Here is a 20,481-nt window from a genome sequence, read left to right as displayed (position 1 = left end):
CGGGCCTGCCGCCGATCCGCAGCCTCAGCCTGCGACCGTCTCGCGGTTGAAGATCATGGTCTGGTAGCCACCATCCTTCACCGCGTCGATCGCAGCGCGGTAGTTGCCAAGGCCCGCCAGGTAGAACATGACCGCGTTCTTCTTACCAGGGATGTTGGCACCGAAAATCCAGCTGTCAGCTTTCGGGAACAGGGTCATGTCGGCAATCGTGCGGCACAGGGCGACCCATTCGTCGCGGGCAGCCTCGGTCGGCTCGATGCTCTTCAGACCCTTGGCCTCCATCATTTTGATGGTGTCCGAAAACCATTCGACCTGCGTCTCGATGCTTGGCGGCAAGTTTGTGAAGGGGCCGTTCGGGCCAAGGATCATGAAGAGATTCGGGAAATCCGCCTCCATCATGCCCAGATAGCCCAAGGGGCCGTCCTTCCACTTGTCGCGCATCGTCACGCCGCCGCGGCCGCGCAGGTCCATCCTCGTGTAGTTGCCGTCCACCGCGTCAAAGCCGGTAGCGAAGATCACCACGTCCAGTTCATGCTCGGCGCCGCTTTCCTGACGGATGCCGGTCGGGGTAAATTCCGCGATCGGATCAGCTTTCACATCGGCCAGCGTGACGTTGGGGCGGTTGTAGACCCCGTAGTAGTCGCTCCCGCACAAGGGCCGCTTGGCGTAGAGGTCGGTCGGCGTCAGCTTCCTCGCGGTCTCGGGATCCTTCACGATCTGCCGGATCTTCTTCTTGATGAAGTCGGCCGCCGCGTCATTGGCGATCTGGCTGGTGGCGATGTCGCAGAAGGTGCCAAACATGAAGTAGAAACCGCCGCCGCGCTGCCATGCCGCCTCGAACACGCGCTCACGTTCCTCGGGCGTGGCTGTTTCCGCGGGGATGGTGCTTTCCTCGAAGCCGAACGCCACGGCCGACGATTTCACCTGTTTCCAGATGTCGTCATAGCTGGCCTTCTGCGCAGCGATCGTCGCCTCGTCCTGCGGCGTGTTCCCGATCGGCACAACATATTGCGGCGAACGCTGGAACACCGTCAGGTGTTTCGCGATGGGGGCGGTGGCGGTGATTACCTGAGTCCCGGTCGAGCCGGTACCGATGATGCCCACGCGCTTGCCCTTCAGGTCGACCCCCTCCGGCCAGGCACCGGTGTGCAGGATCTGTCCCTTGAAGCTGTCGATGCCCTTGAACGTCGGCAGGTTCGTCGCCGAGAGAAGGCCAAGACCGGTGATGAGGTATTTCGCCGTGACGGTCTGTCCCTTGTCGGTGGTCACATGCCAGAGCCCGGTTTTCTCGTTGAAACGGGCTGCGGTGACGCGGGTGTTGAACTCGTAGCTGCGGCGCAGATCGTAGGTATCCGCCACCTCGTTCATGTAGGAGAGGACCTCGGGCTGGGTCAGGTAGCGGTTCTTCCAGTGGCCTTTCTGCAGCAATTCGCCGCTGAAGGAATAGCGGTAGACGAAGCTTTCCGTGTCCGACAAGGCTCCTGGATAGCGGTTCCAGAACCAGGTGCCGCCGACATCGCCGGCGCCGTCATAGGCCTTGACGTTCAGGCTTTGCTCATTGCGAAGTTTGTAAACGGAGTAGAGGCCACCGAAGCCCGCGCCGACGACGACAGCATCGAAATCGGCGCCTTTGGTCTTGGTGGTTTCAAGAGTCTTGGTCATTGATCTTTCCATATCATAGCTCCGAAGCCCCGTGCGATACGGGCCTGGTACCGGATTGACTGTCTTGACGCGTCAGGCCGCCCAGCGACGCTGGGCGGCGGGTTCACAGCGCGCGATACCAGGCGGCGATGCGGGCCAGTTCCTGATCGGCCTCGGGCGCACGGCCCGCCAGCGACGGAAAGACGTGCTGCATGCCGGGAACCACCGAAAGCGTCGTCTTCACGCCCGCGGCCTTGGCCTTGGCATAGAGCGCCTCCGAGTCGCTTTGCAGCGTCTCGGCGCTTCCGCAGGTGATGTAGAGCGGCGGGAAGCCGGTGAAGTCGTTCTCCAGCGGGTTGGCCAGCGGGTTGAGCGGGTCCGTTGCACCGCCCAGGAACATGCCCGCCATCCCTTCCAGGATGGCACGGCTGACAAGAGCGTCCGTCCCGGCATTGGTTTCCAACGTCTTGCCGCGCAGCGCCATATCGAGCCAGGGCGAATAGGCGATGACGGCACCCGGCAGCGACAGGCCAAGCTCGCGGAACTTCAAAACCGAGGCGACGGCAAGGTTGCCCCCTGCGCTGTCGCCCGCCGTTAGGATATTCTTCGCATCAAATCCCTTGGCCAGCAGCGCCTTGTAGGCGGCCACAGCATCCTCGATCTGGGCGGGGAAGGGGTGTTCTGGCGCGCGGCGATAGTGCAGGTTGCAGGCTGTCGCGCCAAGAGCCTTGGCCAGATGCCCGACCATCTTGCGGTGGCTGTCGGCCGACCCCACGCAAAAGCCACCGCCATGGGTGTAGAGGATCACGCGCTTGGTGTCGGCACCGGCGGGCAGTGCCCAGATCGCCTCGACACCGCCCACATGGTCGCTCTTGTAGGTAACGTTCTCAGGCTCCAGCGCCGGCTGACCCCATTCGTCGAACATGCTGCGCAGATTCAGGATAGTGAGGTTCGGATTTTCGACCATCTGGTCGGTCCAACTCTGATAGAGCGACCGTAGTTTATCGGCCTCCTTGCTGATTATCATGCTTCCTCTCCAAGAGATCGGTTTGTCTTGCAGATATCTTAGTCCGCTCGATCGGCATCCACGCGGCACACGCTGGCCACGGTGACGTCTTCCCAACATTTTCAACCTTGGAGGGGTTGAAGTGGCCTGTATTGAATAGTCTTGCTCGATACATTGTATATTCTTGCTGCCCGATCGAAGCGCGCTTCCGCGCGGCATGGGCTGGAACGGTCGCGCACCCGGTACCATGTTCGCGTCGCATGAGTGGAGGGGGTGTCTATTCCGACAGTCAGAATACTGTTCAGCAATCGGCGGTAGGATGAGGTATTCTGCAGTGCGGAAAAGTTTTCCGCACTATTGACAGGGGCGATAGCGCCACTAACCTTGTCATCTAAGGGCGGACCGCCGGGGAGGAGCGAACGTGCGACCACGCAAGGAGCGCGCAGAAGGCGATGGGAAGGACCGCGATTTCGTGGTCGCTCTTGCACGGGGTCTCGAAATTCTACGCGCCTTTCGGCGCGAGGGAGAGGCACTTGGCAACGGCGACTTCGCCATGCGCACCGGGTTGAGCAAGTCGACGGTCTCGCGCCTGACCTATACCCTCCACAAGCTCGACTATCTGAGCTGGAATCCCGACACCGCGCGCTATCAACTTGCGCCGCCGGTGCTTTCGCTGGGGTTCTCCTGTCTGGCTGGCATGCCGCTGCGCCAGATCGCAAGGCCCTACATGCAGGAGCTTGCCGACCACACCGGGATGCCTGTCGCCCTGGCAAGCCCGGATCGCCTGACCATGGTTTATCTAGAGCGTTGCCGCGGGGAAAATACGGTAACGCTCGCCATCGAGGTCGGCGCCCATATCAAGATGGCAACCACCGCCGTCGGGCGCGCCTATCTTTCCGTCATCCCTCCCGAACAGCGCGCCGCTTTGTTCGAGCAGCTTGGGCAGCACGAAGGGGCCGCCTGGGCGGAAGTCAGGCGCGGGATCGAGGCTGCGATCGAATGCTATCAGGAGCGTGGCTATTGTATGTCGCTCACTGAATGGAAGCCGGACGTCAATGCCGTTGCCGTGGCGCTTGCGCCGCGGGATGGCTCGCCGGCCATGGCCTTCAACTGTGGCGGGCCGTCTCAGAACCTGACGCGCGACCGGATCGAAAGCGATGTCGCGCCCCGCCTTGTCGAACTCGTCCGCCGCGTGTCGGCGATCGCCCACTGAATTCAGGACTTCGAACGACATGCCACTAGACCCCGAAACGCTTGCACAATTTCTGGACACACTAGGCCGCTTTGTGAAGGAGCGCCTGATCCCCAACGAGGAACTGGTAGCGGAAGAAGATGCCATTCCGCCCGCGCTGATCGCCGAAATCCGTGACATGGGCCTTTTCGGCATGTCGATCCCCGAGGAGTTCGGCGGTCTGGGCCTGACGATGGCTGAAGAGGTAGCCGCGGCCCTCGTTCTGGGGCAGACGTCGCCTGTGTTCCGCTCGCTCGTCGGCACCAACAACGGCATCGGCTCGCAGGGGATCATCATCGACGGCACGCCGGAGCAGAAGGCGGCCTACCTGCCGAAGCTTGCAAGCGGTGAGATGATCGCTTCCTTTGCGCTGACCGAGCCCGACGCAGGCTCCGACGCCGGGTCGGTGCGCACCTCAGCGCGCCGTGATGGGGACCATTTCGTCCTAAATGGCACCAAGCGTTTCATCACCAACGCCCCGCACGCTCATGTCTTCACGGTCTTCGCACGCACGGACCACACCACCACCAATGCCTCGGGCGTGTCCGCCTTTCTGGTCGAGGCCGGAACGCCGGGGCTGTCGGTCGGGCCGCATGACAGGAAGATGGGGCAGAAGGGCTCGCACAGCAGCGATGTCATCCTGCAGGACGTTCGCGTCCCTGCCGACAACATCATCGGCGGCCCCGGTCGCGAGAACCAGGGCTTCAAGACCGCGATGAAGGTGTTGGACCGTGGCCGGCTCCACATCTCGGCGGTCTGCGTCGGTGCGGCGGAGCGGCTGATCCGCGACAGCCTCGCCTATGCAATGGAGCGCAGGCAATTCGGTGAACCTATCGCCGAAAAGCAATTGGTGCAGGCGATGCTGGCCGACAGTCGCGCCGAGGCTTTTGCGGCACGCTGCATGATCGAGGAAACCGCGCGCCGCAAGGATTCCGGTGCCAATGTCTCCACCGATGCCGCCTGCTGCAAGATGTTTGCCAGCGAGATGGTGGGACGGGTCGCGGATCGCGCCGTGCAGATCCACGGCGGGGCGGGTTATATGGCCGAATATGCCGTCGAACGCTTCTACCGCGATGTCCGGCTGTTCCGAATCTACGAGGGAACCACCCAGATCCAGCAGCTGGTCATTGCGCGGAACATGATCCGCGATGCCGCTGCCTGAACGTTACGAAGCCTTGCGGTGAACTTCAACTTGGCGGCGTCCAACTGAGCGAACAAGGGGGTGCCGGGGAAGGTACCTCGTCCTAGGAGGAGGAAAACATGAGCAATCTAATTCCACCTGATCTGATCCCGCGGTGGATACCCGGAAACAGAACGCTCGACAGTTCACGCCTCGGCTGGAGAGGCATCACGGTCATGGGCTACCAATACGATGAGCAGGAAGTCGACATCCCCGAGATGCGGGACTACATGATCGTCGTCTACCAGGGCGGGAAATCGACCATGCGGCGACGCAGCGGCGGCCCTTGGCAAACGGCGACCGTGGAGCGCGGCGTCGTGTCCCTGCTGACGCGGGCTGAGCAGTCGATCTGGCATTGGGACAAGCCGATCAACGTGAGGCATATCTATCTCAGCCATGACACCCTCGCCGAGACCGCGGAACAGGTTTTCGGGCGCGAGCCGGCATCGATCGAGATCGACGATCACCTCCGCCGTGTTGATACGGTCATTCCGCAGTGCCTTCAGGTTCTCGAGGATGAGATGGCGCATGGCGGTCCCGGTCAGAATCTTCTGGTCGACGCCGTCCGAACCCAGATCGCCGTTCATCTATTGCGCCGGTTCGCGAAGGTCGATCTGCCGAACCTGAATCCCACTGTCTTCAGCGCACCGCAGAGCCACAGGATCCTCGAATTTATCGAAGAATATCTGGGTGAGAACTTCGGTCTAGAAAGCCTGGCAAGCACGGTCGGGCTGAGCCCTTTCCACTTTTCCAGGAAGTTCAAGGCCGAGTTTGGTCAGACGCCGCACTCTTTCATAATTCGCAAGAGGATCGAACGAGCAAAGACGATGTTGCAAAAGGGAAATATCTCCATGACGGCCGTGGCTTTCGACTGCGGGTTTTCAGACCAGAGTCATTTCTGCCGGACCTTCCGCAGGATGGTTGGCGTCACGCCCGCAGAATATCGGCGGTCCTCGGTGTGAATCGCGAACAAAACTGTAACGTTTCTGCGGAAAACCGAAGATACGGGAATTGTTCAAGGCGAACAACGTACTTCCGAATTCGCCCTAGAAATTGTATAATCGGCTTAAAAGTCGAACGGAGTGAGGCATGAAAGAGGTGCAAGGGGTCGCTGGCGAGAAAATGGCAAACGTAACGACGCGCGGCACTCAGAAGTTTGTCGGCGCAGTTGAGAATGCCATTTCCATCCTGCGTTTCCTGACCCATGACTATGCAGCGTCGGGTGTCGCCCGCATTGCTCGTGAAACCGGGATCAACGTTTCGACCACGTTCAACATCCTGCGTACCCTGGCGAATGAGGGTCTGATTTCGATGAATCCATCGACCAAGGAATATAGTCCAGGACTTGGACTTCTCGAGTTCTCTGTTCCCCTGTTGGGCACCAACCAGATCGATCTGTTGCACCCTGTCTTGGAGCAACTTTCGGTCGAGCGGCGGGCGTTGATCGGCCTGTGGAAAGTCACGCCCCATGACCGCATCGTGCTTGTGGATCGCGTGGTGGAAGGCAAGACGGTCCGTGTCGACATGGCGCTCGGGTCGCGACTTCCGGCTCTTGCCGGCGCGGTGGGCCGCTGCGTCGCGGCGACCCGCCGGCTGCCGAAATCGGAACTGCGGCGCCGGTTCAGGTCGCTACGCTGGCAGAACGCACCGACTTTTGAGGAGTATGCCGCAGACGTGGAGCGAGCCCAGCTGACCGGTTTCGCCTTCGACCACGGCAACCTCTTCCAAGGTCTCGACATTGCGGCCGCCGTTATCGTTGATCACGAGGGCCGGGTGCGCTTCGGTATCAGCGGCATTGCCATCATGGGCCAGATGAAGAAGACGGAACTCGACGCATTGGCCCGCGAACTGCGCGATACGACGAACCGCATTTCCGCTAATCTTTACGGAACCCACATTACTCATGCATGACGGCCGCCTAGATGGCGCGATGGGTCGGCCTTTCATTCGTAGCCAGTTGGTTGGCTGACCGGCTCCTTGCCCTCCTTCGCTCCGACGTCTTCTCGGCCAGCGATCGGACTTACGCCGCCTTGGCCGGAGACTGGTAGACGGCGCCCGGAACTGCACACCGCCCGATCAGGTGGTCAGTCTCATCGCCTTCCACGCGATCTCGCGGATCGATCTTGGGAGGCTTTCCAGGCGCGTTTGGATGGCGGGGTTTACGCGAGCAGGAAAGCGACAGGACACATCGAAGAACCAGTTGAATGGCGATTACGGCGGCGCGGTGGTACGGATCGGGCGCCCGGCGGTATCATCAGGGGCGTATTGACCGGTTTGGCGTGGCTCAGGCTGCCGGATCGGGCGTCATTCCGGTCACAGGCAGGCGCAACTCGGACGTCGAGCCAGGCAAGTCGGTTGAAGTTGTAGGCGAGGTTGACCATGCCGATCTTCACCTCGGCGCGGGCAATGCCGACGGTGCGCACGAACAGCTTCATGCGGTGCTTCTGTCCGGCGAAGACATGCTCGACGGCCGAGCGTACCGCTGATCGCGCCGTGTTCGCCCGGGCGTGATGCGCCGGGAGCGCCTTTCCCTTCGGCTTGCAGACGATCAACGCCAAGCGGCCTGATCCGCGGTTCTCACCGGATGCGTACGGATGTTCGCCCGCTGAACAGGGACTGTCAGGAATTTTGTGCGGGAGGCCATAGGATGGAATGGGAAGGACCATCGATATGGCAATCGACAAGGACGTTTTGGACCAGCTGCTGGCTGGTCGTGACCCGCAGCAACTGTTCGCCAAGGACGGTCTGCTCGACGATCTGAAGAAGGCGCTCTCTGAGCGCATGCTGTCAGCGGAGCTGGACGATCATCTGGAAAATGAAGGCGCCGCAGGCGCAATCAACCGGCGCAACGGCTCGTCGCGAAAGACGATGCTGACGGGCACGTCGAAGGTGACGTTGGACGTGCCGCGGGATCGCGCGGGGACGTTCGATCCGAAGCTGATCACCAAATACCAGCGCCGTTTCCCCGACTTCGACGACAAGATCATCTCGATGTACGCGCGCGGCATGACGGTGCGCGAGATCCGTGGCCACCATCGATGCCACCGACGTCAGCTCGGCTGAAATATCTTCGAAAAATCGAACTTCACCGTTCCGCTCACCTTCCGCGACCGCAACCGAGATCTTCAATTTCGACGTATCGAGTCCGATAAAACGTTCGCTATGCTCATCCATGGTTCGGCCTCGCTTAAGCATGGTGCTCGGCTCCGGCCCATCCGGCGCAACCCCCGTTTCTTGCTTACTACGGGGGCGGGTCACCTTCACCGACCATACGGTCTTCTCCGGTTCAATGTCACACCGGCCGGCGCGCGCTGTGTGCGGCTTCGGCAAGGATGGCGTGTGCCCGCTGGCGGAGGGGTTTGTCTACCATGGCACCGTCGATCCGGACCGCGCCATCGCCGCTGGCCAGGACGCGTCTGGCCCAGTCAATCTGTTCGGTCGTGGGGGCGAAGACGGCCAGCACGGGTTCGATCTGGCAGGGATGGATGCACAGCTTGCCGCCCATCCCCTGATCGCGCGCTCGTCCTGCGTCGCGCGCCGTTTCGTCCGGGTCATCCAGCGAGGTGGTCACCCCGTCGAGCGGCCCGGGCAGATCAGCAAGACGTGATGCGAGCACCAGTTCGGAGCGTGCAGGCAGCAGCACCTCGGAGGTATGCGCGCACCGAAGATCGGCGCAGAAGTCGACCGAACCGAAGGCAAGACGGATCACGCCTGGCACAACGGCAATCGCCCGGCCTTGCGCAAGACCGCGGGCGGTTTCGACAAGGGCGACCAAGGGTATGTCGCCCAACGCGGCAGAGATGAGTTTGAGATCGTCGGGGGCCTCGGCCTTGGGAACCATAACGGCGGAGGGGTGAAGCGACGTTGCCGCCGCAAGGTCGTCTGCATGCCAGGCTGTCCCGGCAGCATTGATGCGCAGGATCACCGGCAGGGTGGTGAAATCGCAGCGCAGCGCAGCGCGGGCGGCGGCCTTGGCCGCGGGGGCCACGGCATCCTCCAGATCGAGGATCACCGCATCAGCCCCCGAGGCCGCCGCTTTCCCGAAGCGTTCGGGCCGGTCGGCGGGCACAAACAGGGGTGCGCGAACAAGGGTCACCATTCCGCCCGCGCTTCCATCGCCACCGGCCCGCCCTCGGCCGCGGTCCAGAGCCGCAATGTGTTCGCCTCGTCCTGCGCATGCAGGGTGAAGCCGGCGGTGTCGAAGAGAGGGGAAAGACCGCGAAAGCCGATCTGCGCGGGGCGCTTTCCGCGCAGGGCTTCGGCGAACTGCAGCAGGAGCGTGGCCTGCAGCGGCCCGTGCACTACCAGCCCCGGATAGCCCTCCTCCGCCCGGGCATAGGGGGCGTCGTAATGGATCCGGTGGCCATTGAAGGTCAGCGCCGAGTAGCGAAACAGGAGCGCCGGGCCTGCCTCGACCGCTTGGCGATACCGGCCCTGCGGCGCGGCCTCGGCAGTGGCAGACGAGGGAGCGCCAGACGGGGCGGCGGCGGGACCGGCTCCGCGATAGATGATGTCCTGGCGTTCGGTGACGGCAAGCGCGCCGCCGCTGTCGATGCGATGCTCGATCGTGACGAGGCACAGCGGGCCGCTGCGGCCTTGCTTGACGGTCACATCGCGGACCACCGAGCGGCGGGTGACCGTGTCGCCAATCCGGATATTTTCGTGAAAGCGGAAATGTCCGCCCGCCCAAATGCGGCGGGGCAGGGGCACGGGCGGCAGGAAGCCGCCCCGAGCCGGGTGGCCATCGGGGCCAAGCGTCGAGGTCGGCGCAGTATCGGGGGCGAGGCAGAGGTGGATCAGGCTCGGGGCCAGTTCGCCTTCCGACGGGGCTTCGGGGCGGTCGAAGGTGGCATTGAACCGCGCGGCGATTGCGGCGGTCAGCCGCTCGGCCCGTGTCTCCTCGCGGCCAATCCATTGGCGCAGATGGTCAAGGTCGAGCGGGATCATGTCATCATGCCTCGGCAAGGGGTTGAAGCGGCGGGACGGGGCCATAGCTGCGGTCCTCGCCCGAAAAGATCGGTGCGGGCGCGGGAATCTGCACCGGGCCGTTCGGCGTGGCGACGGTCACCCGGCGCAGATGCGGGTGGTGCGACAGCTTTTCCATGTCATTGACCGAGGCCAGAGCGATATCGGCGGCCAGAAGAACCTCGATCGCGCCAGCCGCATCGTGGTTGGCAAAAGCTCTAGCGACCGCGGCATCGGTTTCCGCCCGGTTGGCAACGCGGGCGACATTGGTGGCAAAGCGCGGATCGATGCCCAGCGCCGGATCCCCCAGAAAGTCCTGGGCGAGGGCTCGCCATTCGCGGTCGCTCTGCACCGCGATCAGGATCGGCGCACCGTCGCGGGCGGTGAAGACGCCATAGGGGGCGATCGAGGGATGCGCCATGCCGATGCGCTTGGGGCTCTTTCCGCCTTCGTGATTCAGGAGCGGCACGGTCAGCCAGTCGGCCATGACATCGAACATCGAGACCGAGATCGCAGCCCCTTTCCCGGTGATGCCTCGGCCGATCAGCGCTTCAAGAATGGCCGAATAGGCGGTTGCGCCTGTCGCGATATCGACCAGCGATATGCCCACCCGCGCCGGTTCCGAAGGCCCGCCGGTGATGGAGCAGAGCCCCGCCTCGGCCTGGATCAACAGGTCATAGGCCTTGCGGTCGGCCATCGGCCCGTCATTGCCATAACCGGAAATCGAGCAGGTGATGAGCTGGGGAAAGTCCCGCGCCAGCCGCTCGACCGGAAAGCCTAGACGCGCCAGCGCGCCGCGCCTCAGATTCTGGACCAGCACATCGGCGTCGCCGATCAGCCGCGCCAGTTCGGCCCTGCCCCAGGCCGAGCCGAGGTCCAGTGTCACCGATGTCTTGCCGCGGTTCAGCCAGACGAAATAGCTCGACTGGCCCCTGGCCGCATCGTCATAGCCGCGGGCGAGATCGCCCTCGGGCCGTTCGATTTTGATCACCTCTGCCCCGGCATCGGCCAGACGGGCGGTGGCAAAGGGCGCGGCCACGGCCTGTTCGATGGCGACGACCTTCACTCCCTTGAGCGGCAAGCCCATCAGAATGACCTCGGCATGCCGAGGATGTGTTCGGCGACATAGCTGAGGATCAGGTTGGTCGAGATCGGGGCAACCTGATAGAGCCGGGTCTCGCGGAACTTGCGCTCGACATCATATTCGCAGGCAAAGCCGAAGCCGCCGTGGAACTGGATGCAGGCATTGGCGGCCCCCCAGCTGGCCTTGGCAGCCAGGTACTTGGCCATGTTCGCCTGGGCCCCGCAATCAAGCCCCGCGTCATAGCGCCGACAGGCCTCCCACCGCATCAGGTTCGCGGCCTCGACATCGATGAAGGCCTCGGCGATCGGGAATTGCACGCCTTGGTTCTTGCCGATCGGCCGACCGAAGACCTCGCGTTCCGAGACATATTTCGCGACCCGTTCGGTGAACCAGTAACCGTCGCCGATACATTCGGCCGCGATCAGCGTCCGCTCGGCGTTCAGCCCGGTCAGGATGTACTTGAACCCCTTGCCCTCTTCGCCGATCAGGTTCTCGACCGGGATCTCCAGATTGTCGAAGAACAATTCGTTGGTCTCGTGGTTGACCATGTTCGGGATCGGGCGCACAGCCATGCCCGCGCCCATCGCCGCCTTGATGTCGACAAGGAAGATCGACAGGCCCTCGGATTTCTTCGCCACCTCGGCCAGCGGCGTGGTGCGGGCCAGCAGGATCATAAGATCCGAATGCTGCACTCGGCTGATCCAGACCTTCTGGCCGTTGATCACATAGCGGTCGCCCCTGCGGACCGCGGTAGTCTTGATCTTCGTGGTATCGGTGCCCGTTGTCGGCTCGGTCACACCCATCGACTGCAGCCGCAGTTCGCCTGCGGCGATCTTCGGCAGATAGCGGCGGCGCTGTTCCTCGGAACCGTGCCGGATCAGAGTGTTCATATTGTACATCTGGCCGTGGCAGGCGCCGGAATTGCCCCCCGAGCGGTTGATTTCCTCCATGATTACTGAGGCTTCCGTAAGGCCCAGCCCCGAGCCGCCGTAGGCTTCGGGGATCAGCGCCGCCATCCACCCCGCCCGGGTCAGCGCCTCCACAAACTCTTCGGGGTAGCCGCGGGCGTCGTCGACTCGGCGGTGATACGCATCGGGAAACTGCGCGCAGAGCGCCCGCACCGCATCGCGGATGTCCTGGAATGCCCCTTTTCCGGTCTCGATCACCTGTCTGCTCCTCTTTTTCGATGCCATGCAGTTAGTGGATGGGCGCCACATCGCACGCAAATATATAATCGCGACGGCAGCCATGCTAAAATATGATCGTTAGAGCGAGAGGAAGGACTGTCGGTGGACCTGCGACAGCTGCGCTATTTTCAGGCGATTGCCGAGACGGGGTCGATCTCGGCAGCGTCGCATCGGCTGAACGTCGCCCAGCCCTCGCTATCGCTGCATCTGCGCAACATGGAAGAGCATCTGGGTACCAAGCTTCTTTTGCGCGGTGCGCGCGGGGTGCAGCTGACCGAGGCCGGCGAGATGCTGCTGGCGCAGGCAAGGCGGCTCTTGATCGACATGTCGCGGATGGAGGACGACATCCGCAACCTCGGACGCGAGCCGCAAGGCGAGGTGCGGCTCGGCTTGCCCAGCACGATCGGCGGAATGCTGTCGCCGGATCTGGTGCTTGCGGCCAAGGCGCAGCTTCCCGGCGTACGGCTGACGATCTCCGAGGCGATGAGCGGCTTCGTGCTGGATTGGTTGCGCGAGGGCCGCGTTGACTTGGCCGTGCTGTATCTGCCAGCCACCGATGCCCGTTTCCGATCAGAGCTGCTTCTGCACGAAGAGTTGGTGCTGCTGGTCCCGCCCGGTCACGACCTCCCGGCCAAGATCGGGGCCTCGGCGCTTTTGGGCTTGCCGCTGATCCTGCCCGGCCCTGCGCATGGGCTGCGGCAGCTTCTGGAAGGCTGGGCCAGCGCCAAAGGGATCAGGCTGTCAGTGGATATCGAGCTGGACTCCTATCAGAACATCAAGGAGTTGGTCGAACGCGGGAAAGGCGCCTCAATCCTTCCCTTGCATGCTATCGCGCGCGAAGCAGCTGCCGGCACATTAAGGGTCGCCCGCTGGCGCGCTGCGGATTGCCTGCGCGAGGTATATCTGGTGGGGCCGCTGGCCGAAGCCTCAAGCCATGCTTGCGCGGCGGTGATGTCGCTACTGCGCGAGTTGATGCGCAAACAGGTTGACGTCGAGCGCTTGACCGGCACGCGCTGGCTTGGCTGTGGATCGGCCCTTTAATACACTTTGGAAATCCCCCGGCTGTGCCGGGGCGACTATGAACGTTTGACGTATCGGGGAGTCCATCGTGACACTCGCTTTCGTGAGCCGCCAAGCACATGAAAGGTCGAGTCACGATGAACGAGGTAGAGAGTTTAAATCACACGCGCTGGGAGTGCAAATACCACGTGGTGTTCATCCCGAAATGTCGGCGCAAGCTGTTGTTTGGGGAGATTCGCAGGGAGTTGGGCGGGTGTTCCGCTGAGCTGCCCCCTTCTGAGTGGTCCATCGACTATGACAGTCTGGACCAAGGAAGGGACGACGAATGCCTGCGAAGAAGCACAAGCCCGAGGAAATCATCGGGAATCGGCGTGAGGTAGAGATTGTGCTGGGCCAAGGCGGCACGGCCGCCGAGGCGTGCCGGCGGATCGCGGTCAGCGAGCAGACCTACTACCTCTATGGACGGCTCTCCCTTTGCAAGCGGCATTGAAACGTTCTGCGTGGATCAGTTGCAAACATCTATCCGGCGTCAGCTGGTTGTCCAGAGCGCCCAAATGGGAAATCCGCACACGCGCACCTCTACAGCTGGTAGGCCTCAAGGGCCTCGATAATAGTCAGGCTCGTCGCGCGTCGGCTCGATCAGTGCAGTCCATTTCTCCGTCTACTCGCAAACTGGTTCGGTTCTTCAGGCGGCGGCGCGGTATTGATCGCCCGTTCGAAGCACGGCCCAGATTATCCGTGCATTCTTGTTGGCGATGGCAACCGTTGCGCGGTTGAACCCGCGTCGCTCCCGAAGCTGGTTGGCCCATTGGCTGATGGGATCATTTTTATTGGGTGCCGTTCTCACGACGGCACGCGCGCCGTGAACCAATAGGCTGCGCAAATGCTGGCTTCCTCGTTTAGAGATGCCCATAAGCACCGCCTTATCACCGCTCGAGAACTGGCGCGGTACTAATCCAAGCCAGGCCGCCATGTGGCGCCCATTCCTGAAGTCCGAACCATCGCCGACCGCCGCGACAATCGCTGTTGCCGTTTTGGGCCCAACGCCTTTGATCCTGGCGACACGCTGACAGGGCTCGCTCGATTTGAAGACGGCTTCGATTTTCTTGTCGAAATGCTCGATGCGGCGTTCGAGATCGCAGAAGAAATCCCAGAGCTCGGCAATGGTCTCACGGGCCATAGTCGAGAGGCCGGAGTCGGCGCGTGCGAGTATCTCCGGAATCATGCGTCTCACCCGGGTAATCGACTTGGCAAAGGCAATGCCACGATCAAGCAGCAGCCCGCGCATCTGGCTGACCAGGGCCGTTCGGTGGTTCACAAGACGCTGGCGGGCGCGGTGTAGAGCCTGGATATCCTGTTGCTCAACGCTTTTCTTAGGCACCAGCGGAATGTGGGGTTGACGCACAGCCGTACAGATCGCCTCGGCATCGTTGCCGTCGTTCTTCTGCCTGCGGACAAATGGCTTCACATATTGAGGACTCACGATCTTCACGTTGTGGCCCAACTCTTCAAATTGGCGGGCCCAGCAAAATGCTCCTGTGCAGGCTTCGATCGCGACGGTGCAGGGCTCAATCCCGGCCAGCACCGAAAGTAGTTGGTCGCGCATGACCCGCCGTTTGAAAATCGCATTGCCCTTGCGATCAACGCCATGCAGCTGGAAGACATTCTTCGCCAGATCAATACCAAGTACATCGATGGTCATCATTCCTCTCCTTCGACTGCCGGTTGCACAACGATGCTCCGGGGTGGGAGAGCCGTCCATCCCATTAGCTGGCGCAAGGAGTATGGCGGCCTGAAGACGGATCAGGCTCGGCGGATGAAGGAGTTGGAGAAGGAGAACCTGCGGCTACGCCGCGCGATCTCGGATCTGACGCTGGACAAGCTCATTCTGCAGGAGGCAGCCAAGGGAAACTTCTGAGCCCCGCACGGCGCCGGCGCTGCATCGACCAGGTCCGGGAGGTGCTGGATGTTTCCGAGCGGCGGGTGTGCCGCGTGCTCGGCCAGCACCGGTCGACGCAGCGCAAGGTGCCGTGCGTGTGTTCGGCGATGCCAAGATGACCACCGCGCTGCTCGATCGGCTCACCCATCACTGCGACATCGTCGAGGCCGGCAACGAGAGCTGGCGGTTCAAGAACCGAAGCTGAGGGCCGTCGCTGCCGGTGTCAACGAGGATGTCGTTCTGGGGTATGCCGGCTCCGGGCTACGCCCTCCACCGGCATACCCCAGAACGACGTCGAGAAGGTGGTCCCCTTTTAAGCGCCGATCCCGGTCCCCGTTCCCGCGCCGATTGACAAACACGAAGGTCGCGGTTGCCAGGATCTGCGGCGAACCCTGGACTCCGGTGCGCGTGGTGAAACGCTAAAGATCAGCTGTTGACGATGGCGATTAGAGAACGCGGTGGGACACGACATTTTCTCATAGACGAAATGGGTTCTTTATGGGAAAAAATGGCTCGATGATTGATTCTGCGTTGCAACGGGAGGTTGCGATGCTGTGGGCCACCGATCCTGGAACCGGGCAGGTTGCCTGGCACGCCCGCGCCAACCCTCCCGGAAGCGATGGAACTGAATGTGAAGGCATATCAGGCTGCTGGTCGGCATGATTGGCAAATGGGGCATGCGCGCGGGGCAGATCCGGTTCTGCCGCGCCAGCAGCCTCGTCCGAGGAGGGGAATGATGGGCGATACAGCCGCCGCAAAAGCAATCGCCGGACCGCAGGCGATCTACGAGGCGTTCCTGGCCGAGGGACGTTTCATGATCCAGCGCAGTCGCGAGACGGGCGAGTACGTCTTTTATCCGAAGGTGATGGCGCCTTCCGGCGCGGTCGATCTCGACTGGGTCGAAGCCTCGGGCGGTGGCACGGTCTATGCCATCACGGTCAATCGCAAGCGCGAAGGTTCCTACAACGTGGCGCTCATCAACCTTGATGAGGGGCCGCGGATGATGGCCACGGTTGTCGGTGTCGAGACGCTGCCCATCGGGGCCCGCGTCAGGGCGCGGATCGAGGCGGGAGAAAATCCCCGCGTCGTCTTCGAGCCGGAGGAGAAGTGACATGAGCCATTCCATTCGCGGGAAAACAGCGATCGTCGGCATGGGTGTGGCGGGTGTGGGTGAGGCGCCCGGCTACTCGGCCATGGAGCTTCTGGGGCTTTCCGTCCATTCGGCACTGTCTGATGCCGGGCTCAAGCTCCGCGATATCGACGCGGTTTTCGCGGCGACGAGCAGCCACGCGTTTGCCTCGATGAGCGTGACCGAATATCTTGGCCTGAAGCCGAAATACTTCGACAGCACGAATGTCGGCGGCTCCAGCTTCGAGATGCATCTCTTGCAGGCATCTCTCGCGCTGGACGCAGAGCTTTGCGACGTGGCGCTGATCTGCTACGGTTCCAACCAGCGCACGGCAGGCGGCCGCCTCGTCTCCATGTCGGAGCCGCAATGGCACGAGACGTCCTACGCGCCACGCCATCCGATCACGGCCTATGCGCTTGCCACCAGTCGGCATATGCACCAGTACGGAACCACTCGGGAAATGCTGGCCGATGTCGCGGTTTCCGCGCGCCATTGGGCGAACCTCAACCCCGATGCCTTTGCGCGTGGTCCATTGACCCGCGACGACGTATTGTCGATGCGCATGGTCAGCGATCCCTTGACTGCCGGCGACTGCTGTCTGGTGACCGATGGCGCCGCGGCCTGCATTCTCGTACGTTCCGACAGGGCCAGAGACTTCCCTAAAAAGCCCGTCTATTTCCTCGGCGCGGCCGGCGCGAATTGGCATAGATCGATTCAGGCCATGCCCGACCTTACCGTGACCGCAGCCAGTGAAAGCGGGCCGCGCGCCTTCGAAATGGCGGGTCTGGCCCGCAGTGAGGTCGATCTGGTCATGCTCTATGACGCCTTCACGATCAATACCATCCTCTTCCTGGAGGATCTCGGCTTTTGCCCGAAGGGCGAAGGCGGCCACTTCGTTCAGGACGGACGCATCGCACCGGGGGGCGAACTGGCGGTCAATACCAACGGTGGCGGCCTGTCCTGTGTTCATCCGGGAATGTACGGCATGTTTCTGATTGCCGAAGGCGTGGCCCAAATTCGGGGGGAAGCCGGCGAGCGCCAGTTGAAGACGGCGGATGTGGCGCTTCTGCATGGCAACGGCGGAACGCTGTCGAGCCAGGTTACGGCGTTTCTCGGTTCGGAGGTTGTGCTGTGAACATGAACGCGAAGCCTCGGACCTATGATTTCGCATCCCTTGGTGCGCTTTTGGCGCCGCGTTCCGTTGCGATCATCGGCGCATCCGCGGATCCTGCGCGTATCGGCGGACGCCCGATAGCCGCCATGCTGAGCGGCGGTTACAAGGGTCGCATCCTGCCGGTAAATCCCGGCCGTGACGAGGTGCAGGGGCTTGCCTGCTATGCTTCGGTCGCCGATCTGCCCGAGACGCCGGAGGCCGGCATCATCGCTGTTGCGGCGAAGCAGACGCCGGAGATCGTAAGGGCTCTTGGCGAAAAGGGATGCCGCTCGGTCACGCTGTTTTCCGCAGGATTTGCCGAAACGGGTGCGGTCGGAGAGAAAATCCAGGCCGAAGTGCTGGCCATTGCACATGGTTACGGCATGCGCGTGCTCGGTCCCAACACGTTGGGGGTCTACAATGTTGCCGTGGGGTATTACGGCACCTTTTCCTCATCGTTGGAAATGGCTTTCCCCTTGCCGGGCAATGTCGGCATCGCTAGCCAGTCGGGCGCTTACGGGGCCCATCTTTCAGCAGTGGCGCGCGTGCGCGGGCTTGGTGCGTCCGTTCTGGTCACCACCGGCAATGAAGCGGATGTGACGGTCGCTGACGCAATCGGCTGGATGGCCGGCAGTGACACGGTGGACGTGATCTGTGCCTATCAAGAAGGTTTTCGCGACGCGGACCGCATGATCGCCGCCCTCGATACGGCGCGAGCGGCCGGCAAACCGGTCTTCATGCTGAAATCCGGACGCAGCCCTCTCGGCGCTTCGGCGGCCGCCTCGCATACAGCCTCGCTAGCCGGGGACGATGCCGTCGCCGAGGCGGTTCTCGCCGAGCATGGCGTCATCCGGGTGCGTGATACCGAGCAGATGCTTGATTTCGCCTACGCGGCGCGGCAGCGGATATATCCTGCCCACAATAGTCTTGGCGTGATCACCATCAGCGGCGGCGCGGGTATAGTCGCCAGCGATGAGGCGGAACTGGCAGGCTTGCCGATGCCGGCCATGCCGGCCGAGGCGCAGGCCCGGTTGAAACAGCTTCTGCCCTATGGCGCTCCGGCCAATCCGCTCGACTGCACGGCCCAGGCGCTGAACGACATGTCATTGTTCGAGGAGTTCACCCGCGCGGCGCTCAGAGATGGCGGATACCGGTCGATCCTGTGTTTCATGACCTATGTGGCCGGAAGCGCGACGCTTGCGCCGAAACTGCGCGAAACCTTGCACGAGATCCGCACCGAGTTTCCCGACCGGCTGCTGGCGCTCTGCATCATTGCGGATGACACCGTCACACGCGCCTACGAAGAGGCCGGTTTCCTCGTATTTTCCGATCCAAGCCGGGCCGTGCGGGCCATTGCGGCGATGGGACGGGTCGGCGAAATGATGGCACGGAAGCCGAAGGCGCTGCCGGAACTGCCGAATGTCCGCCTGCCGGCCGTCAGCCCCGACGAATACGCGGCAAAGGCGCTTCTTGCGAAAGCCGGCATAGCGGCTGCCGCCGAGCGGATCGCCCACTCGGCGGAGGAGGCGGTAGCCGCCGCCGCCGAACTCGGTTTCCCTGTCGTGATGAAGATCGTTTCGCCCGACATCGTTCACAAGTCCGATATCGGCGGTGTCAGGCTGAACCTGGTCGATACCGATTGCGTCCGTGCGGCCTATCAAGAAATTCTCGACACGGTCGGCAGGACGGCGCCCGCAGCGCGCATTGCCGGTATCCTGGTTGCCCGACAGCTTTCGGGGGGCGTCGAATGCCTGATAGGTATCAGCCGCGACCCTGTCTTTGGCCCCGTCGCCGTCTTCGGTCTTGGCGGGATCTTTGTCGAGATTCTCAAAGACGTGGCGATCAGTCCCTGCCCCTTCGACGAGGCGACGGCGCGGGAGATGATCCTGTCGATCAAGGCTGCGGCAATCCTGACCGGGGCACGCGGCCGCGCGCCCGCCGATCTTGATGCGCTTGCTTCCATGTTGTCACGGCTTTCCGCCTTTGCCGCCGCTGCGGGCCCGCGCCTGCGCGCGATCGATCTCAATCCGGTGCTCGCGCTGCCCGACGGGGCCTACGCGCTCGACGCGGTGATCGAGTGCGATGATGAGGTTTTGCCGTGATCGACTACGAAAAGCTGATGGCCTACGACATTCCCGAGGTCCGTCAGAGCTATGGTCCGCGCGAGTGTGCCTTCTACGCCCTGTCCATCGGCGTCGGACAGGATCCGATGGACAGGGGTGATCTGCGGTTCGTCGGCGCAGGTCCGCTGACCCCCTTTCCGACCATGCCCCTGGTGCTCGGGCATCCGGGGTTCTGGCTTGCCAACCCCGATACCGGGGTCGATGCGCTGCGCCTCGTCCATGGTGAGCAGGGCATTACGCTGTATGGCCCGTTGCCGCCGGAAGGCGTGGTGATCGGCAAGACCCGCGTGACGGGAATCATCGATAAGGGCGCCGGGCGCGGCGCGCTGCTTTATAGCGAAAAGGAAGTGCGCGACGCGGAGGATGGCAGGCTCTACGCGACGACCCGTGCCACCACCTTCCTGCGCGGGGACGGAGGTTTCGGGGGGCCGGCCGGTCCGGTGAAGCAGACCCATGCGCTGCCTGAAACGGATCCTGCGTTTGTGCGCAAGACGCAAACGCGGCCCGAGCAGGCGCTCTGGTACCGTTGGAATGGCGACGGGAATCCCTTGCACATTGATCCTGATGTTGCCGCCAAGGCCGGATTCGAGCGACCCATCCTGCACGGATTGTGCAGCCTGGGCATCGCAGCGCATGCTCTGATGAAGACGCTTTGCGCAGGCGATCCGACGCGACTGAAAGGGCTTGATGTTCGTTTCAGTGCGACGGTCCTGCCGGGGGAGACCCTGCTTACGGAAATCTGGCCGGACGGCTCGTTCCGCATGCGCGTGACGGAGCGCGACGTGGTGGTGCTCGCAAACGGTCTCGCCCAATTCGAATAAGG

The 20,481-nt window shown here is 62.7% G+C and carries 16 protein-coding genes and 6 pseudogenes; 14 read left to right on the top strand and 8 right to left on the bottom strand.

The features are described 5' to 3' along the window. Window positions 1–24 precede the first annotated feature (24 nt). Complete coding sequence (locus AC58EF_RS20060) at window positions 25–1,662, bottom strand: flavin-containing monooxygenase (RefSeq protein ID WP_133494109.1); 1,638 nt, start codon at window positions 1,660–1,662, stop codon at window positions 25–27. A 103-nt stretch (window positions 1,663–1,765) separates the two neighbouring features. Beyond that, window positions 1,766–2,668: an alpha/beta hydrolase gene (locus AC58EF_RS20055; protein ID WP_025549975.1), complete on the bottom strand. Its 903-nt coding sequence runs from the start codon at window positions 2,666–2,668 to the stop codon at window positions 1,766–1,768. A 400-nt stretch (window positions 2,669–3,068) separates the two neighbouring features. On the opposite strand from AC58EF_RS20055, the gene AC58EF_RS20050 reads away from it, so the two are divergent. From AC58EF_RS20050 to AC58EF_RS20035, 4 genes are all read left to right on the top strand, one after another. Next, window positions 3,069–3,860: an IclR family transcriptional regulator gene (locus AC58EF_RS20050; protein ID WP_133494108.1), complete on the top strand. Its 792-nt coding sequence runs from the start codon at window positions 3,069–3,071 to the stop codon at window positions 3,858–3,860. Between the two features lie 19 nt (window positions 3,861–3,879). After that, window positions 3,880–5,040: an acyl-CoA dehydrogenase family protein gene (locus AC58EF_RS20045; RefSeq protein WP_133494244.1), complete on the top strand. Its 1,161-nt coding sequence runs from the start codon at window positions 3,880–3,882 to the stop codon at window positions 5,038–5,040. Window positions 5,041–5,138: 98 nt separating this feature from the next. Continuing rightward, window positions 5,139–6,020 carry a helix-turn-helix domain-containing protein gene (locus AC58EF_RS20040; protein ID WP_497278146.1) on the top strand — a complete coding sequence of 294 codons (882 nt, stop codon included), beginning with the start codon at window positions 5,139–5,141 and terminating at the stop codon, window positions 6,018–6,020. A gap of 127 nt (window positions 6,021–6,147) precedes the next feature. Beyond that, the gene (locus AC58EF_RS20035; protein WP_133494106.1) at window positions 6,148–6,969 is read left to right on the top strand and encodes an IclR family transcriptional regulator; all 822 of its coding nucleotides are present in this window, start codon (window positions 6,148–6,150) and stop codon (window positions 6,967–6,969) included. A gap of 407 nt (window positions 6,970–7,376) precedes the next feature. Here the strand turns inward: AC58EF_RS20035 and AC58EF_RS20030 are convergent. Beyond that, window positions 7,377–7,580 (bottom strand): annotated as a pseudogene (locus AC58EF_RS20030) (IS5/IS1182 family transposase); the annotation flags it as partial. A gap of 148 nt (window positions 7,581–7,728) precedes the next feature. On the opposite strand from AC58EF_RS20030, the pseudogene AC58EF_RS20025 reads away from it, so the two are divergent. Next, window positions 7,729–8,091 (top strand): annotated as a pseudogene (locus AC58EF_RS20025) (transposase); the annotation flags it as partial. Window positions 8,092–8,350: 259 nt separating this feature from the next. On the opposite strand, the gene AC58EF_RS20020 reads toward AC58EF_RS20025, so the two are convergent. From AC58EF_RS20020 to AC58EF_RS20005, 4 genes are read right to left on the bottom strand one after another with little or no spacing between them, the layout of a single operon-like run. Further along, window positions 8,351–9,157, bottom strand: coding sequence for an HpcH/HpaI aldolase/citrate lyase family protein (locus AC58EF_RS20020; RefSeq protein WP_025549981.1), 807 nt, complete (start codon window positions 9,155–9,157; stop codon window positions 8,351–8,353). After that, a complete protein-coding gene (locus AC58EF_RS20015) occupies window positions 9,151–10,005 on the bottom strand; it encodes an HTD2 family dehydratase (RefSeq protein ID WP_211338445.1) in 855 nt (284 codons plus the stop codon). The genes AC58EF_RS20020 and AC58EF_RS20015 overlap by 7 nt, the downstream gene beginning before the upstream one ends. Window positions 10,006–10,009: 4 nt before the next feature. Continuing rightward, window positions 10,010–11,110: a CaiB/BaiF CoA transferase family protein gene (locus AC58EF_RS20010; protein ID WP_025549983.1), complete on the bottom strand. Its 1,101-nt coding sequence runs from the start codon at window positions 11,108–11,110 to the stop codon at window positions 10,010–10,012. Beyond that, window positions 11,110–12,300 (bottom strand): acyl-CoA dehydrogenase family protein, encoded by a 1,191-nt coding sequence (locus AC58EF_RS20005; protein ID WP_133494105.1) that lies wholly within the window; start codon window positions 12,298–12,300, stop codon window positions 11,110–11,112. Before AC58EF_RS20005 ends, AC58EF_RS20010 begins: the two co-directional genes overlap by 1 nt. Before the next feature lie 96 nt (window positions 12,301–12,396). On the opposite strand from AC58EF_RS20005, the gene AC58EF_RS20000 reads away from it, so the two are divergent. From AC58EF_RS20000 to AC58EF_RS19990, 3 genes and pseudogenes are all read left to right on the top strand, one after another. Then, on the top strand, window positions 12,397–13,335 hold the full coding sequence (locus tag AC58EF_RS20000) for a LysR family transcriptional regulator (RefSeq protein ID WP_133494104.1): 939 nt from the start codon (window positions 12,397–12,399) through the stop codon (window positions 13,333–13,335). 116 nt (window positions 13,336–13,451) lie between these two features. Further along, window positions 13,452–13,565: pseudogene (locus AC58EF_RS19995) on the top strand (transposase); the annotation flags it as partial. A 74-nt stretch (window positions 13,566–13,639) separates the two neighbouring features. Continuing rightward, window positions 13,640–13,768 (top strand): annotated as a pseudogene (locus tag AC58EF_RS19990) (IS3 family transposase); the annotation flags it as partial. A 231-nt stretch (window positions 13,769–13,999) separates the two neighbouring features. Here the strand turns inward: AC58EF_RS19990 and AC58EF_RS19985 are convergent. Next, window positions 14,000–15,016 (bottom strand): IS110 family RNA-guided transposase, encoded by a 1,017-nt coding sequence (locus tag AC58EF_RS19985; RefSeq protein WP_026109761.1) that lies wholly within the window; start codon window positions 15,014–15,016, stop codon window positions 14,000–14,002. A gap of 69 nt (window positions 15,017–15,085) precedes the next feature. Between AC58EF_RS19985 and AC58EF_RS19980 the strand changes: the two are divergent. The 6 genes and pseudogenes from AC58EF_RS19980 to AC58EF_RS19955 all read left to right on the top strand — a co-directional run. After that, window positions 15,086–15,345, top strand: a pseudogene (locus AC58EF_RS19980) (IS3 family transposase); the annotation flags it as partial. Between the two features lie 5 nt (window positions 15,346–15,350). Then, window positions 15,351–15,458: pseudogene (locus AC58EF_RS19975) on the top strand (ATP-binding protein); the annotation flags it as partial. A 531-nt stretch (window positions 15,459–15,989) separates the two neighbouring features. Next, entirely contained in the window at window positions 15,990–16,364 is a 375-nt protein-coding gene (locus AC58EF_RS19970; protein WP_133494242.1) for a Zn-ribbon domain-containing OB-fold protein, read from the top strand. A gap of 1 nt (window position 16,365) precedes the next feature. Continuing rightward, window positions 16,366–17,517 carry a thiolase family protein gene (locus tag AC58EF_RS19965; RefSeq protein WP_133494103.1) on the top strand — a complete coding sequence of 384 codons (1,152 nt, stop codon included), beginning with the start codon at window positions 16,366–16,368 and terminating at the stop codon, window positions 17,515–17,517. Window positions 17,518–17,519: 2 nt separating this feature from the next. Then, on the top strand, window positions 17,520–19,637 hold the full coding sequence (locus tag AC58EF_RS19960; protein WP_133494241.1) for an acetate--CoA ligase family protein: 2,118 nt from the start codon (window positions 17,520–17,522) through the stop codon (window positions 19,635–19,637). Then, window positions 19,634–20,479 carry a MaoC/PaaZ C-terminal domain-containing protein gene (locus AC58EF_RS19955; RefSeq protein WP_229668044.1) on the top strand — a complete coding sequence of 282 codons (846 nt, stop codon included), beginning with the start codon at window positions 19,634–19,636 and terminating at the stop codon, window positions 20,477–20,479. Before AC58EF_RS19960 ends, AC58EF_RS19955 begins: the two co-directional genes overlap by 4 nt. Window positions 20,480–20,481: the final 2 nt, after the last annotated feature.

It is taken from the genome of Sphingobium sp. WR1, assembly GCF_059693745.1.
This window is presented reverse-complemented; position numbering and strand designations above follow the sequence as displayed.